Here is a 16030-nt window from a genome sequence, read left to right on the forward strand (position 1 = left end):
AAATTATTTAAAATCATGTTTCTTTTAAAAATTTCTATTTCCTTTCTTTTTATTATAAGTTGTTCTACCCAGAATGAAAATTTTTATAAAGATATAAAATCTATAGAAATTTTAGATGGAGATACACTAAGTATTAATTCTAAGCAAATTAGATTATTTGGAGTAGACACCCCTGAGAAATTTCATTATTGGGAAAATAACATTGAATCCAATGGTTTAGAGTATTTTTTTGCAATTGAAGCAAAAAAATTTACTGAATCATTTTTCAATAGTTTGAGAGAAATAATAATTTCTCCAAAATCTAAAGATAAATTTGGTAGATTGATAGCTAGAATTCAAAACAATAAAAAAGATCTTGCTCTAGAGATAATAAAAAATGGTTTAGGAATAGTCCAATATGTTTCATTAGACAAAAAAAGTCCTTTTTTTACTAGAGACACAAATTATTTTTATTCGCTTCTTGAAGCTCAAAATATAGCTATAAAATTAAAAAAAGGTTTTTGACAATTTGAAAATATTTCCATTAAGACAATTTTTCCAAATCCAAATGTGAATTTAATTTAATTTCAATTTATTTTTATGATAAAATACAATTAAATATAAGTTAAAATATCTAAACAATATATAAGCAAGAGGTAAATCATGAAACCAAATATCCATCCAGAATATAAAAATATTACTTTAACATGTTCAACGTGTGAAAAAAAGCATATTTTTGGTTCTACAGCAAAAAAATCTAGTGTTGATGTTTGCTCTAATTGTCATCCTTTCTTTACAGGTGATCGTTCAATCCAAAGAACAACAGGAAGAGTTGATCGTTTCAATCGTCGTTTAACAAAATCTGCTGAAAAATAATAACTATGAAACATTATTCAAAAGAAGAAATTATTGAAATAATTAATAAAATTTTTGAAAAAAAGACTACTCTAACTTTAGAAGAATTTATTGAAAGTGTATTTAGCAAAGTAATTTTAAATGAAGAAGAAAAAAAATTGAAAAATCTATTTATTACTGGTAGAAAGATTTCTGAAACATTATCAAAATTAGATTCTAAAAATATTAAAGACTTGTCAACTAATTCTCCAAGTTTTAATAAACTTGAAAGTTTATTTAGGTCCTTATTTAAAAGTATGAACATAACTTCATCAGAATTTCAATCTTTGGATGAAAATTCATTTGATGAAGATTACCTTGAAACTGATGAAACAAAAATTAACTAGACTTATTTAATTTCAAAAAAGCTGTTATTGCAATCATAGCTCCATTATCTGTTGTATATTCTTTTTTTGGAAATAAAACATTTGCATGCAACGTAGATAATCTTTTTCTCAATTCTGTATTTGCACTAACACCACCACCTACAACAAGAGATTGTGGATGGTGTTTTTTAATTGCTAATTTAAGTTTTTCCTCAATATAATCAATTGTTGTTTTTTGGAAGCTAGACGCAACATTATTAATATCTAAATTTTTAGAATTATTTATGTAATTTATAACTTGAGTTTTAATTCCACTAAACGAAAAATCTAAATCCCTTTCTGTTTTAGGGATTGTAAATTTGATATCTCCAACAATTTCACTTGAAATTCTATCAATGATTGGTCCTCCAGGGAAACCTAAATTAAGTTTTCTAGAAATTTTATCAAAAACTTCTCCAATTGCATCATCCAGTGTTTCACCAATAATTTCTAAAGAATTTACATTTTTAACATAATAAATTAGACTATGTCCCCCTGAAACAACTAGTCCTACTGCTGGGTACAAAATTTCATTTGTTATTTCACTACTAAAAAAATGAGCTTCAAGATGATTTATAGGAATTAATTTTTTATTTAAAGAAATAGAAAGAGCACTTGCAAATAAAAATCCTATTTGTAAGGCTCCGATTAATCCTGGTTTTTCTGTATAAGCAATGTAATCAAGTTTTGATAAATCAAATTTTTCTATTAACATTGTCAAAAGAATGTTAATATTTTTTACATGTTCTCTACTAGCAATTTCTGGTATAGTACCCCCAAATTTTTCATGTGTTTTAACTTGACTTAAACTTAATTGAAATAAAACTTTTTTATTTTCTAAAATTGCAATAGAAGTATCATCATGACTACTCTCAATTCCTAAAATTATCATTTTTTACTCCTTCCCAGTTCCAATTTGTGGATTTTTAAAATAAAAAGGTTCAATTTCATCAATATTACTTTTATGTTCAAATCTATTCAATTCATCTAAAATATTTGCTTCAAATAATTTGTAGTTTTTGTTTGTTGAAAAATCTTTTTCTTCTTTTAAAGAAATTTCTGAAGCAATTTTGAAATTTTCAACATTTGCGCAAAAAAAATTTTTTCCTCCTGCATAAATATTTATTTCGTGACTTTCTTTTTTATTTGCTAATCAAATAAAATTATTAATAGTAAAAATTTTTATATTTTTTTTAATTTTTACAATAGTTCTGCAAAAAACTAATGAAATTCTACTACCTGTAAAACTTCCCGGACCAATATTTAAATAAAACTCTTTAACTTCATCTACACATACATTATTATTTTTTAAAAGTTTATTAAAAATATCCGGTATAAGTTCAACTTTTTCTTTAATATTTTCATAATGGATGAATTCTATTAATTTGTATTCATTACTTATAAGAGCCATATAAAAATCTGAGTTTACTGTATCAAATAAAATTTTCATGATTTCCTTTTTATCTTTTGAATTGTTATCAAAAGTAATATCTATTTTTCTATAATTTTAAATTTTTTTCAAAATCTATTTAACTTTAATTATTTATATCACACTAATTAAATGGCATAGGTCTTAAATGAAATTTATTGTGATTTCTTCACTACTTTTATTGCAAGAATTTAAATAATCATAGGCAACAAATTAATTATAACTTATGGTTTAATGAAAAACACAATTTTAACTATCCAAATCATGCATTACTCATTTTTGGAGATAATCTTTTTTATTGAAATATATGCATAATTTTTATTCAAAAGATTTTAAAAAGCAATATTCAATTAAATAAATTTAAAAACAAAGAAATTCTAGATATCATCTAAAATAATTACCTCCCTTTACTTTTATATTTCACATCAATTATTCGCTTATTTTCTTCAATTTTGAAACATACTTTGACAAAATCTTCAAAAAAATCTCCAATTAGATCTGCTCATTCAATAATTACTATTTTATCTTCAAAATAGTCTTTAAACGTGTCTAAAGACTCTTTCAAATTATAAGCATCAATATGAACAATTTTATTATCATAAATATTCATCTTGTTAAAAGAAGGACTTTTAATAAGTTCCTTTATTTTAAGTTCTTTTCCAATTGCTTTCACTAAAGTTGTTTTTCCAGTACCAATTTCACCAAATAATAATATTGGTCTATCATTAAAAATAGAAAGAATAAATTTTGCAACCTTTTCAATTTCTTTTTGATCTTCTATTATAAATTTCATAAATCTATTTTTAATTATAATGAAAATTCTAAAACTTGTAGAATTAAACTAATAAAGTGTAAAATTTAAATATGAAAAATATTTTTAAAATTATTAATTATGAAAAAAATTTAGAGTTATGAAAAATTTTAAATTATATTGCTGTTAGCGATAGTGATGATTCATATATAAGATCTAAAAATGTAAAATTTGCAAAAATTTTAAAGCTTTTATATTTAATCTTAGTTATAACAATTATTTTCATATCATTTATTCCATTATTTAGTGCTACAAAAGATGGACAAAATCTTTTTCCGATTTCTCTTTCTATCACAATTAATTATGTTTTGTTTTCTATTTTAATAATTGATTATTTTTTTAGATGAATAACATTTCCTTTAAGAGTAGAAAATAAAAAATATTCATTGTTGTTTTTTCCTTTCACAGGTGTTTCTATAGTAATGTTTTTTGCGCTATTACCTTCTTTAATTATAATTATTTCTCCTTCAATAACTTCAAATGCGAACAGTGCCTTTTTTCTTGCTTTTTCACAAATTGTTAATTCTTTAGTTTTTTTAAGATTAGGGAGATTAATTTTATTTTTAAATGTTCTTACTCCTTTTACAAGCATTAAAAATGTTTTTGTGAAACAACGAGTTTTATTATTTAATGTTTTTATTTTTTTAATTATTATTTCTGTCTTATTTGCCCTTATTATTTTTCAAGCAGAATTAGTCGAAAATGCTAAAATAACTAATTTTTGGGATGCTTTTTATTTTACAATAGTGTCTTTAACAACAATCGGTTTTGGAGATATTAGTCCTGTAACACCCCTTGGGCAAGCAATGGTTGTAATTTTAGCACTTATAGGAGTAGCAATATTTACAATCCCAGCAGGTATTATTGCAGGAGGATTTTTGCAAGAATTGCAAAATAATGAAGCCTTTCAAAAACAAAATGAAAAATCAAAAGAAAGTCAAAAAGGAGTTCTTTTACAAAAAATTATTGCAGGTAGTGCAAAAGCTTTGATTAATGTTTCAAAAAAAACTTCAAGACCAATTAAAAAAAATAGCTTGCTTTTTTCAAAAAAATCAAGAAAAGAAGATGAGATTATAAATGAAATTTTAAGTGCAAAGAAGAAGAATAAAAACAAGGAAAGAATTTAGAAAAAATGAAGAAAAAAATGAAATGAAAAATATTTACTAGCACTAGTATTTCAATTGCTTCGATAATTGCAATTGTTGCCCCAACAACAGTTGTTTTAGTTTCAAATTCAAATACTGAATCAACTTTAAATAGTTTAAAAAAAGAAATACAAGATAAAATTGAAGATAGAATAATTAGAGGTTCTGATACAATTTTACCCACAGCTTTGAATCTTACAAATTTAAGAAATAACATTTTAGGTCTTCCAAATATAGACAATTTAACTTATTTTTTTAAATTTACTAATCAAGCAACTAATTCAAATGGAGGAAATAATTTTAACGGAAGTATTTCTATAGATATAACATTGCGATTGAATGGGCAAGAAGTTTTATTAGAAAATCAATTGGTTAGAAATTTTAGAACAAATGCTTTTGAAAGTTTTGCAAATATAAAAGTGGAACCCTTTAATGCTCAAACACTTAGACCAAACGCGTTTTCAGATTTTAGAAAAGGATTACCTCCTTCAAATATTTTTAAGCTTAGTTTAACAACTAATGTTGAAGAATATTTAATAATCGTAAGGGATGAAACAAGTGTTAGTTTGAGAATTAAAGGAACAGATCCAAGTGATAATATAAATCCTTTAGATAGAACGATCACAGTTTCAGGATTTGTTTCAAGAAATGATCCTCAAGGAATTGCAAATCTTGCAATTCAGAGAATTGATAATTTTGAATCAGGAACAATTGCTCTAAAACCAGAATATTTAAATAATTCCTTTCAAGTAAATTTAATAAATAATGAAAACTTGATTACTTTAATAAATAGAGATTTTGAATTATTATTAGGGATTGAAAATATAAACAATATAACTTATTCTATATCATATAAAATTGAAAGTTTTAATGAAACTTCAGTTTTTGCAAGAATTATAATTACTATTTCAAGAGATGGTGTCCCACCTGCTAATTCTCAAACATCAAGACCTATTGAAATAATTATTAGAAAAATGTCAGGAAGTTTTTAATGAAAAAAAGAACTAAAATTATTGCTTTTTCACTTATTGCAACTTCAGTTGTTTCAATTGTTGTTCCTACAACAATTGTGTTAGTGAATCAAAATCAAAAAATTGAAGAAAATAAAAATTTTGCAAAGCAAATCTTAAATTTTATTGAAAAAAATCAAAAAACTAATAATCAAGTAAGGATAAGAACAAATTCGGTTTCTATATTTCAAATTTCTAAACGGAATTTTGAAAATTTTTTAGAGAATAAACCAATCATTGAAAATATTATTGGATTGCTAGGAATTTCTCTAAATTCACAATCAATTAGTTTGTCAACAGAATTTGTAGATAAAAACATCAACCCCAATCCAAATATGATTATTAATTTTGCAATAGAATTAGGAGAAGGATCTGCAAGAGTTAAAGAAAGCATAAATATTTCTGTTACAAATGGTTTTCAAACAAGTGAAACATATTTGAATAAGATCAAATTAAATTATGAAAATAATTTTACTTCAGGACAAATTAAATTAAGAAATTCGGCTTCTATAGAAAATTTGGATGAAAATAATTTAGTTCAAAATTTAATTGGCATAGAAATATTTTCAAATACAAAAATTTCAACATATAATTTTATTAAGAATAACGAAGCCAGAACAATTAATTTTGGTTTTAAAATTAGTTTAATTGATTCTCAGATTTTTGATCAAACAATTATTTTTACAATAAATTTTTAAGGAGTAAAATGACAAAGTTAAAAAAATCTTTACTTGCATTTGGTTCAATTGCTTTTACATCAAGCTTAACAATCACAATTGTTTCTTGTTCGACAGCTTCTATTTCAGATTTGCAATTAGTAATTTCGAAAATTAATTCGAGTAAGATAACGGCATCCCAAAATGTTTTTGCCTCTTCAATTACATCGGACGAAATGATTTTACAAAATATAAATTTAAAAACAATTCCTAGTGTTTCTACAAATATTAATCTAATTTTTCAATTAGTAAATGGGGGAAATGCTAATGATCAAACAGGTTCTTTAGATATCAAAATAATTGCAACAAATGGAACTGGAGTAAACCAAATTTCAATTGAGTCCCAGACATTAACTGTTACAGGATTTTTAACACAAACACAAGTAAATAATACTAATTTAGAAATTTTAAAAAATATTTTTGACAGATTTGAAACATCTTTAAAAAATGGGGTGTCTTCAATTGTTAGTGCTAGAACTCAAATCACTTCAAATGAAACAAATCCTGTAATAGGTTCTAATACTTTGCCTTCAAAAGTATCTCAATCAATTTTAAATTCTACTTTAATTCAAGGGCTTCAAGAATTCCAATCATTAAATTCTGCTTCAAATAGTGTAAATTTAACTTTAGAGGCAAATTATATTGATGGTAGTGCAAATGATGCATTAGGAACAATTCAAATTAGTTTACAAGGTACAATTGCAGGAAATATTCCAACAATTTCAAAATCCAAATCAGTTACCATTGGAGGATTTTTGAAAGCAGAGAAAAATCAAATTCTAGAAAGTAATAAAAATTGGATAAGAGATATTTCAAAAGAAACTATACAAAATTTTGCAAACTCAAATAAAGAAGCATTTATAAATGATCAAGGAAAATTGCTCTTAAGTACTTCTTTGAAGAACAGAAATTTTTCTTTGAGAAGCAGTATCAAGAACGATAATTTAGTTATGAATTATGGTAGTTTTAGTTTCTTTAATACAATTATTAATTCAAATCAAGATTATTCTATTGTGGCAACTATTTCAACAGGAGAAAATATATCAAATGACTTTGAAGGAAGTGTATTAGTTGATTTTCAAATTACAATAGGAAATCGAGAAATAGGAACTTTTTTTTCAAGTTCTCTAATTGAAAAAGTAAATCTTATTGGTTTTAAAAAGTCTTCTAGTTTACACAACACTATTTTTGTAAGAGATAAATTTAATTATAGACTTAGTGTCTTAAACACAGGAGAAATTAGCGCAGAACTTAATGGATTTGACACCAATTTAAACCCAATTTTAGAAGATTTAACTAGAATTGTAATTCCTAGTACTGTTGAAGACATTGGTGGGAATATTTTTAAGGTAAAATCAATTAAGGATTCAGCTTTTATAAATTCTAATTTGATTAGATTAGATTTATCAAATGCATCTAATTTAGAAAGTATTGGAAATTTTTCTTTTTCTAATAATAAAATTGAAAATTCAATTCAAATTCCAGCTTCTTTAAAAAATATTGGAGAAAATGCTTTCAGTAATAATTTAATTAAAAATATCAATTTTGGAAATGCTTCTTTAAGTCAATTAGAAAAAATAAATAAGGCTGCTTTTTTGAATAATAATTTAGAATCTTTTCAAGTAAATGGAGTTTTTTCAAGCTTAAATTTTATTGGAGAAAATGCTTTTGCAAATAGCAATCCTGAAAATTCAAGACTTTCTACAATATCATTAGATTCAATAATTAATTTTTTAAATGATTTTACTTTTACTCAAGATTTGACAATTGAAAAAGGTGCTTTTGTTAGAGAATTAAAATCTGATTTTTGAATTCCATATCAAAACTTAAATGCTTTAAATAGATTACATGTTTTAAAAAATAGTATTAAATTCTTGAGTAATCAAAATAACAACGGAATAGATACTTCATTTGGAAATGTCGCAGTGTCTAATTTTAAAACTAACATTCAGGAGAAATATGAAAAAAATATTAAGTAAAACATTAATTTCAAGTTTAGTAATTGGTGCAACAATTATTGTTGTTCCCACAGCGATTGTTTTTTCCAACAATATCAAAAGCAATCAACAAATTCTTTTAAATTCAATTAATGAAAATAGTTTTGCAATTGAATCAAACACTGTAGCTCCTAAAAATGGTAAATATCAATCTTTACCTGAAGGAATTGTTCTTAAATTTCCAACAGGATTAACAAATGAATCAATAGAAGATTTTGAAGTAATTAATTCTTCTTTTTCTTCTAAAAAAATCACACTAATTATTAAATTAAAATCCGGTTTAAAAAAAGCAATCATTTTAAATTCTTTTATTACTCAAGAATTTGCATTAGAACAATTAAATATTAGAACTTCAATTTTAGCTAGTTTCCCATTAAATAATTTATCAGATCAAATTGGATTACCACCAAGAAATTTATTTAGATTTTCAACTTCTTTTTTGAATTTTAATATCGAAGATTTTATTACTTCATATTCATATACAATAAGTCCAGATAATCAGAATCTGACTTTAAAATTAAATGTTTCTGACACTGTTTCAAGAAGTGTTAATTTTTCAAAAAATCTTTTTTTTGAAAATGACCAAATACAAAAAAATTTAGAGAAAAACGTAAGTGTGTTAATTAGCCCTTTATTTCATCAAAATGTTTTATCTGCTAACATGAATCAAAATGAAGAAATTTTAGGAAAAGGATCTCCAACAGAAGATTTTGTAAAATTTATTTTTTCAAATAATATATCTAAAAATGATATTGATTCTTTTAATATAAAAAAGAATAATTCCACTAGTGAAATTGATTTGAGTTTAACTTTTTTAAACTCAAACAATTCATCTATTGATATTGTTTATTCTTTGGGTAATGTTAATAATTTACCTACCGAGCAAAAAGCATTAAATTTATTTAATTCTTTAGAAGTTAAAGCAAATGAAACATTAATTCCAAATAATACACTTGGAGAACAAATGGGAATTCCACCTATTTTGAATTTTAATTTAATTTTTAATGATTTTGTAACTTTAAATACTATTAAATCTTATAGACTTGAAAAAGTTAATTCAACAACAGTTAATTTAATTTTGATAAGTTTTAGTGGTTTGACAATAACAAAAACTATATCAGGTTTTATTCCTTCAATAGAAGATTTTAAAACGATTTCAGTAAAAGCATCTTCTGTTGTTCCGATTCCTTCTAACGACATTTTTAATTCAACAAATTTAATTTTATTAAATTCACTTTTTGTATTTTCTTATCCTGAAGGAATAGGCATTGAAAATATTAAATCTTTTTCACTTGAAAGAATAGATAATTTAAGTGTAAAACTTACTTTAAATGGGCAAATTTCAAATTCCTTTTCACTAGAAATAAGTTCCTTTCCTTTAATGAATGATGCTATGAAAAATATTGATAACATAGAAGTAAGTGTTACACCAATTGGAATTAGACCTTTTAATAATTTGACAACTACTTTAGGCATTCCTCCTAAGAATCTCTTTAACTTTAATTTTAAAAACAATAGCTTAATTAATGTAAAAAATATTATTTCATATTCTTATAATGTGAATAACAATAATAGTATTTTTACTTTGAGAATTAATTTTTTAAATAATTTATTTAAAACTTTTGATATACCTTTTGCAAATTTCAAAAATTCAACAACAGCCCAAGAAGCATTTCAAAATTTAAGTGTAACTATTTCAAATGATCTAAAAGTTTTACCTGAAATGATTCATTTTTCTGAAGGTTCATTACCTAATTTTGTAAATATCGATAGTAGTGTTACAAATATAGGAGCCAATTTTATTGATTCTTATACAATTATTAGGGTTAATGAAAATCAAATTCAACTTACTTTAAGGAATCATCAAAATTCAACAAGATTAATTTTTTCAAAAATTTTTTCTCTTCCTCAATCTTTAATAACCCAAAATTCGCAACGTGAAATCGATTCTTTAATAGTAAAAGCCTTTGTAAAACAAAATTCTTTATTATCAAATCAATTAAGTTTTGTTAGTTCAAACAAAATTGTTGAAAATATTGGAGATATTAGTTTCGAACTTAGAAATATTGAAAATGGCCCTCTTTTAAGTAATTTTAAAATCAACTCAATTATAGTAGAAAGTTCAAGACCTATTAACGGAGAAATTACGGCATCATTAATTTTTTCTTCACAAAATCAAGGTTTGCTTAGAAAAAATATAATAATTTCAGGTTTTAAAAAATCATCAGAAATTTTTGATCAGTTTAAAATTTCAAGTTCTTCAAGAATCAATTTACCTATTGTTTCAGAAAATGAAATAACTTTTAGCGCTTCAAATTTTAGAATAAATTCATTACCTCAACCTCTTCAAATGTCTAATATTCAATCTTATGTAATTAGAAAAACAAATCCTTTATTAGGGACAATTACTGTTGATTTTACTATTAATCAAGAATTGTATGGAAGTACTTTAATAATTCCTAATGTAGAAATTTCAAATTTTTCAAATACTTTTTCAAGTTTAAATACTATTTCAGGAACTATTTCAAATATGAATAATATTTTACCAATAATTCCTAATACAAATGAAATTTTTTATGATCCTTTGACTTCTAATATTTCATTTAATAATTTACCATCTCCTTTAATGAGTAAAAATATTTTATCTTATTCATTCATTACAGGAAGTGAAAATTTTGAAAAAGGATCGATAAAAATCAAAATTAAACTTACAGATGAATTTTTCAATTTAGAAAATTTAAATGTAGAAATTTTAGGATTTTTAACAACAGATATTCTTAAAAATAACATTATTAATTCAAATGCAAATGATTTTAAAGCGACATACATAGGTAATAGAACAACAAACTTTGTTGTAGGTGAATCAATAAATATTAGAGATATTTTATTTTTAAATTTACCAGTAGGATTAAAATCAGATGTTTTTCTTAGTTTTAAAGTATTGGAAATTAACCAAGATGCATCTGAATTAAAAATTGAATTTGATTTTGCAAATATTAATCCCTTCAATAATTTAAATAATTTACCAGCTTCTCAAAGAGTTTTTACATTAGTAATTTCTGCTTAAAATTAAAAAAATCACTCTTGAGTAATTTTTTTAATCGATAGAATAATTTTCAAGAACCATATCTTTAGTTAAACCATAAATAAAAGCATCTAGATCAAATTCTTGTAAATCATCCATTTTTTCACCTAAACCTAATAGTTTAACATCAATATTCACTAAGTCTTTAATTGAAATAATGATTCCTCCTTTTGAAGTTCCATCCATTTTTGTTAAAACAATACCACTAAGTGGAGTTACTTCTTTAAAAGCACTAGCTTGACTTAATGCATTTTGACCATTTGTCGCATCTAAAACTAATAAAGATTCATGAGGAGCTTCTGGCAAAAAGCGAGAAATTGTTTGATTTATTTTAGCTAATTCATTCATTAAATTAACTTTATTTTGTAATCTTCCAGCAGTATCAATAATTAAAAGATCATAGATTTCATCTTTTGCTTTTTGCATTGCTTTAAAAACAACGCTCGATGGATCTTGACCTTCTTTATCAGGTTTTACAATATCTACTTCTAACCTATTTGCTCAGATACCTAATTGTTCTACAGCTCCAGCTCTAAATGTATCTCCAGCAGCAATTAAAATTTTATAACTTTTTTGTTTATACATATTTGCTAATTTAGCAATAGTGGTTGTTTTCCCACTACCATTAACACCGACCATTAAAATAACATTTAATCTGCCTTTTTCGATTTTTAAATTAGTATCAACAATAGAATTATTAGTATAAATAACAAATAATTTATCTGCAATAATTTCGCCAATTAATTTTGGATCACTTACATTTTCAATTTTAACAACTTTTTTAATTTCCTCGATAATAGTAAAAACAAGATTTACAGAAATATCAGACATTATTAAAATTTCTTCTAATTCTTCAAAAAAGTCATCATCAATTTTATTGTATCTATTTTGTAATTCCATTACTCTTGTACTAAGTGCCGAACTACTTTTATCTAAACCAGCAATGTATTTGTTTATTTTGTTTTCTTTTTCAAGTTTTGTTAAATTCTTTTCTTTTTCTCTTTCATTTAATTTAAGTTCTTTTTTTGATATTGAATCATCATTATTTGTTTTTCTTGAAAATATTTTTGTGAAAATACTTGTACTTTTTTTTGAATTTGTTTGTACTGTTTTTATTTCACTAGCATTATTTTTTTCAAGTTCTAACTCTATAGATTGATCTTTATCTAAAATATTTTCTTCAATTTTATTTTTTATAAATAATTCTTCAATATTTTGTTCGACATTTTGATTCTTTTTTGATTCTAATTCAGAGCCAAAAAGACGTTCTTTTAATTTTTTAAAAAATCCCATATGTTTATTATATACAAAAAATTAAATAAAAAAATACTGGACTATTCCAGTATTTTTTCTAGTTTTCAATTTTAATTTTAAATGATGGTCCCATTGTTGTTGAAATTGTAAGATTTTGCATATAAATACCTTTTACAGTTGCTGGTTTTAATTTTCTAATTGTATCAATTAAAACTTTAGCATTTTCAACAAGAGAAGTTGTGCCCATTGAAACCTTACCAATTGAAGAATTGATAATTCCACCTTTATCTGCACGATAATTAGCTTTACCTTTTTTAATCTCTTCAACAGCTTTAGCAATATTTGGAGTTACAGTTCCTGTTTTTGGGTTTGGCATTAATCCTTTTGGTCCTAAAACTTTTCCATATTTACCTAAGGTTGGCATCATTTTTGGATCAGTTACCATGATATCAAAATCAAATTTTTCTGATTTTAAAATTTCTTCTAAATCACTTTTGTTTGCAACAATATTTGCTCCAGCTTTTTTAGCTAAATCTAATTGTTCTTTTTCATCACTTGTTGCTAAAACTCTAATGATTTTACCTGTACCATTAGGTAGTGAAACAGAACCTCTTAGTTGTTGATCAGCTTTTCTAGTGTCAAGATTTAATTTTAAAGAAATATCAATTGAAGCATCAAATTTTACAAATGATGTTTTTTTAGCCATTTCAATAGCTTCATCTAATGAATAAATTTTATTTTCAACATCTTTAATAAGTTCATTTATTTTTTGACGATTTTTTGTAATTTTTTTACTCATCTTTATTACCCTTATCTTTTTCTTTAATTACTTCAACTTCAGCACTTTGTTTGTTTTCTGCTAATAATTGAGCAGCATCAGATTCTAATTTAGCTTCAAATGCAGCAGCAGATGCTGCTTCTTTTGCTGCTAATTTAGCTTCTTCTCTTGCTTTAACAATATCATCATATCCTTCAACAAGAATCCCCATATTTCTTGCAGTTCCTGCAATTGTATGCATTGCTTCTTCAAGATTTTTTGTATTTAAATCTGGCATTTTATATTTAGCAATATCTTCTAATTGTGATTTTTTAATTGTAGCAACAATTGTAGTTTTTGAATTTGCTGAACCAGATTTGATTCCAGCAGCTTTTTTAAGCATGAAAGATGTTGGAGCAGTGAATAATTTAAAATCAAATGATTTATCTTTATAAACTATAATTTGAACCGGAACCGGTTCCCCACTTCTTTCTCTTGTAGCGTCATTGAATTGTTTAGTGAATTCAGGCATAACAATTCCTAGACCTGCTAGTTCAGGTCCAGGTTTTGCTTGTCCTGCATTAAATTGCAACTTTGCAACTCTGACAACTTCTTTTTTCTTAGCCATGAGCATCTCCTTTTATAGATCTCTGTGTGGTAACGAATTTCTTCTCCCACTTGTAGAGGCAATAGTTAAATTGCATTTTAATTGTATCATTTTTCAATTTTTTTATATTAAATTTTATAAAAAAATAGCCAATATGGCTATGGATCAATTTATTAAATTGCTTTTGGCGCGCCTGAGAGGAGTCGAACCCCTAACCTTTTGGGCCGTAACCAAACACTCTGTCCAATTGAGCTACAGGCGCATTATGGAGGCACCAACCGGATTCGAACCGGTAATCAGGGTGTTGCAGACCCATGCCTTGGCCATTTGGCTATGGTGCCATCAAAAAAATTTTACATTAATTTATCTATTTTTATTGTTTTTCTTAAATTCTCCATTTAAAATTTTGGCAACTCCACCATTTTTATATTTTGGTCCAATATGAGTTGCAATTTCTTTTAAAGAATTAGATCCATCTTCTAATGCTATTAAAGCACCTACTTTTCCTAAGGTTGTTGAATCATTCATACTATCTCCAATATGAACAGTTTTTTGCGGATCAATTCCTAAAAGTTTTGAAACAAATATACTTGCTAAGCCTTTTGAAGCCTTTATATCCGTTATTTCAATAGCTCATCCATTTGCAGTTGTTGTAATGGTCACATTTAATCCTAATGATTTTATTTGATCTCAAAACTCATTTAATTTCGATTTTATAGGAGCTATCAAAAGAATTTTATTAACTTCAATATTTACATTAAAATTAAAATTTTCATAAGGTTTTGCAGATAGAGTTGAAAATTTATCTGCAAAAAATCTAAAAATAGATTTTTTAGGTCCGTAAAAATTACCACGTGAATTTATCAAAAAAAAGACTTTGTTTTTTTTAGCAATTTCAATTATTTTATGAACTGTGTTTCTTTCAATAGTCAAATTCAAAAGTTTATTTGCATTTCTATCAATTATAAGCGCACCATTTTGACAAATTGCATATTTTAAATTATGTTTTTCCATTAATTGATAAATTAAACGGCTTTCTCCTCTTCCAGTAGATATAATTATTGGGGTAGTTTTGTTAACTTGGTTCAAAACAACACTATTGAAATCAGACAACTTGTGCCTACTTTTATCAAGTAGAGTTCCATCTAAATCAATAAAATAGCCTTTTATATCAAAATCAATCATATTTTAATTATATTGAGAATATTTTTTTAATTCTAAAAAAGCATAAATTTAGATTTAAATCTTATTAATTAAATCTATTAATTCATCTGCAGATTTAAATCCAATAACTTTTTCTTTTAATTCTCCATTTTTGAAAAAAAGTGTAGAAGGTGTGTTTTTAATTCCAAATTCTCTTGTGAATTCTCTATCTTTATCAACATCTATTTTGAAAATTTCATAACCTTTAGAACCCACTTCTTCTAAAATTGGCCCATACATTCTACAAGGGCCACATCAAGTTGCATGAAAAACAAGAATTTTTTTATCCTTATTAAATTTTTCAAAGTCAATTTGCTTTTTTACTACTTCATGAACCATAAAACACTCTCCAAGATCTTATACAAATAATTATATTATATAAAGCATCATTTATAAATAAAAAAAGAAGTTTTAGCTTCTTTTTTTATTTATAAAACTTTGAAAAAAACAGTCTATTTATATTCATTTAAGATTTCTAAAATTTCTTCTTCAGCTCTAAAACCTACAACTGTTTCAACAACTTTTCCATCTTTGAAAACAAATGAAGTTGGAAATCCTGGAATTTCCATTTCTTGAGCAAATTCTTTGTCTTTATCTCCATCTACTCTATAGATTTCAAAACCTTTTTCTGAAACTCTTTCAAGCTCTGGACCTAATAATTTACAAGGTCCACATCATAAAGCATGAAAATTTAATAATTTTAATCCTTTATTGAATTCTTTAAAATTAATTTCTGATTTTGTTACATGTTTAATCATATTAAAATTCTCCTAAATAT

Annotated in this window: 17 protein-coding genes and 2 tRNA genes; 8 read left to right on the forward strand and 11 right to left on the reverse strand. The window is 24.8% G+C overall.

The genetic code is table 4. The annotated features are described in order from the left end of the window. Nucleotides 1-15 precede the first annotated feature (15 nt). The 3 genes from MMOB_RS00685 (at nucleotide 16) to MMOB_RS00695 (ending at nucleotide 1220) form a co-directional block, all read left to right on the forward strand. A complete protein-coding gene (locus MMOB_RS00685; protein ID WP_156768861.1) occupies nucleotides 16-564 on the forward strand; it encodes a thermonuclease family protein in 549 nt (182 codons plus the stop codon). Between the two features lie 78 nt (nucleotides 565-642). Beyond that, the gene (rpmE, locus tag MMOB_RS00690; protein ID WP_011264648.1) at nucleotides 643-855 is read left to right on the forward strand and encodes a 50S ribosomal protein L31; all 213 of its coding nucleotides are present in this window, start codon (nucleotides 643-645) and stop codon (nucleotides 853-855) included. Nucleotides 856-860: 5 nt separating this feature from the next. Beyond that, entirely contained in the window at nucleotides 861-1220 is a 360-nt protein-coding gene (locus tag MMOB_RS00695) for a hypothetical protein (protein ID WP_011264649.1), read from the forward strand. Here MMOB_RS00695 and tsaD read toward each other — a convergent pair. The 3 genes from tsaD to tsaE all read right to left on the reverse strand — a co-directional run bounded on the left by tsaD (nucleotide 1213) and on the right by tsaE (nucleotide 3460). Beyond that, complete coding sequence (gene tsaD / locus MMOB_RS00700; RefSeq protein ID WP_011264650.1) at nucleotides 1213-2130, reverse strand: tRNA (adenosine(37)-N6)-threonylcarbamoyltransferase complex transferase subunit TsaD; 918 nt, start codon at nucleotides 2128-2130, stop codon at nucleotides 1213-1215. The two genes, MMOB_RS00695 and tsaD, sit on opposite strands and share 8 nt — an antisense overlap. A 3-nt stretch (nucleotides 2131-2133) precedes the next feature. Next, nucleotides 2134-2688: a hypothetical protein gene (locus MMOB_RS03485; protein WP_011264651.1), complete on the reverse strand. Its 555-nt coding sequence runs from the start codon at nucleotides 2686-2688 to the stop codon at nucleotides 2134-2136. Nucleotides 2689-3064: 376 nt separating this feature from the next. After that, on the reverse strand, nucleotides 3065-3460 hold the full coding sequence (gene tsaE, locus MMOB_RS00710) for a tRNA (adenosine(37)-N6)-threonylcarbamoyltransferase complex ATPase subunit type 1 TsaE (protein ID WP_011264652.1): 396 nt from the start codon (nucleotides 3458-3460) through the stop codon (nucleotides 3065-3067). A gap of 71 nt (nucleotides 3461-3531) precedes the next feature. On the opposite strand from tsaE, the gene MMOB_RS03490 reads away from it, so the two are divergent. The 5 genes from MMOB_RS03490 to MMOB_RS00735 are packed head-to-tail and all read left to right on the forward strand — an operon-like array spanning nucleotide 3532 to nucleotide 11413. Next, a complete protein-coding gene (locus tag MMOB_RS03490) occupies nucleotides 3532-4605 on the forward strand; it encodes a potassium channel family protein (protein WP_011264653.1) in 1074 nt (357 codons plus the stop codon). 17 nt (nucleotides 4606-4622) lie between these two features. Then, entirely contained in the window at nucleotides 4623-5615 is a 993-nt protein-coding gene (locus MMOB_RS00720; protein WP_156768862.1) for a hypothetical protein, read from the forward strand. Beyond that, entirely contained in the window at nucleotides 5615-6331 is a 717-nt protein-coding gene (locus tag MMOB_RS00725; protein ID WP_011264655.1) for a hypothetical protein, read from the forward strand. Before MMOB_RS00720 ends, MMOB_RS00725 begins: the two co-directional genes overlap by 1 nt. Before the next feature lie 8 nt (nucleotides 6332-6339). Further along, on the forward strand, nucleotides 6340-8328 hold the full coding sequence (locus MMOB_RS00730; RefSeq protein ID WP_011264656.1) for a leucine-rich repeat domain-containing protein: 1989 nt from the start codon (nucleotides 6340-6342) through the stop codon (nucleotides 8326-8328). After that, entirely contained in the window at nucleotides 8309-11413 is a 3105-nt protein-coding gene (locus MMOB_RS00735; protein WP_011264657.1) for a hypothetical protein, read from the forward strand. The genes MMOB_RS00730 and MMOB_RS00735 overlap by 20 nt, the downstream gene beginning before the upstream one ends. A 30-nt stretch (nucleotides 11414-11443) precedes the next feature. Here MMOB_RS00735 and ftsY read toward each other — a convergent pair whose 3' ends face one another. From ftsY to MMOB_RS00775, 8 genes are all read right to left on the reverse strand, one after another. Beyond that, complete coding sequence (gene ftsY, locus MMOB_RS00740; RefSeq protein WP_011264658.1) at nucleotides 11444-12724, reverse strand: signal recognition particle-docking protein FtsY; 1281 nt, start codon at nucleotides 12722-12724, stop codon at nucleotides 11444-11446. A gap of 58 nt (nucleotides 12725-12782) precedes the next feature. Next, nucleotides 12783-13484, reverse strand: coding sequence for a 50S ribosomal protein L1 (rplA, locus tag MMOB_RS00745; RefSeq protein ID WP_011264659.1), 702 nt, complete (start codon nucleotides 13482-13484; stop codon nucleotides 12783-12785). Beyond that, nucleotides 13477-14070 (reverse strand): 50S ribosomal protein L11, encoded by a 594-nt coding sequence (gene rplK, locus MMOB_RS00750; protein ID WP_011264660.1) that lies wholly within the window; start codon nucleotides 14068-14070, stop codon nucleotides 13477-13479. The genes rplA and rplK overlap by 8 nt, the downstream gene beginning before the upstream one ends. Before the next feature lie 164 nt (nucleotides 14071-14234). Continuing rightward, a tRNA-Arg gene (locus MMOB_RS00755) sits at nucleotides 14235-14311 on the reverse strand. Between the two features lie 4 nt (nucleotides 14312-14315). Next, nucleotides 14316-14390, reverse strand: a tRNA-Cys gene (locus MMOB_RS00760). 22 nt (nucleotides 14391-14412) lie between these two features. Continuing rightward, nucleotides 14413-15234 carry a Cof-type HAD-IIB family hydrolase gene (locus MMOB_RS00765; protein ID WP_011264661.1) on the reverse strand — a complete coding sequence of 274 codons (822 nt, stop codon included), beginning with the start codon at nucleotides 15232-15234 and terminating at the stop codon, nucleotides 14413-14415. Between the two features lie 54 nt (nucleotides 15235-15288). Further along, nucleotides 15289-15591, reverse strand: a complete 303-nt coding sequence (locus tag MMOB_RS00770) for a thioredoxin family protein (RefSeq protein ID WP_011264662.1) — start codon at nucleotides 15589-15591, stop codon at nucleotides 15289-15291. 113 nt (nucleotides 15592-15704) lie between these two features. After that, the gene (locus MMOB_RS00775) at nucleotides 15705-16010 is read right to left on the reverse strand and encodes a thioredoxin family protein (protein ID WP_011264663.1); all 306 of its coding nucleotides are present in this window, start codon (nucleotides 16008-16010) and stop codon (nucleotides 15705-15707) included. Nucleotides 16011-16030 lie beyond the last annotated feature (20 nt).

This window comes from Mycoplasma mobile 163K (genome assembly GCF_000008365.1).
Taxonomy (GTDB): domain Bacteria; phylum Bacillota_I; class Bacilli_A; order Mycoplasmatales; family Metamycoplasmataceae; genus Mycoplasma_J; species Mycoplasma_J mobile.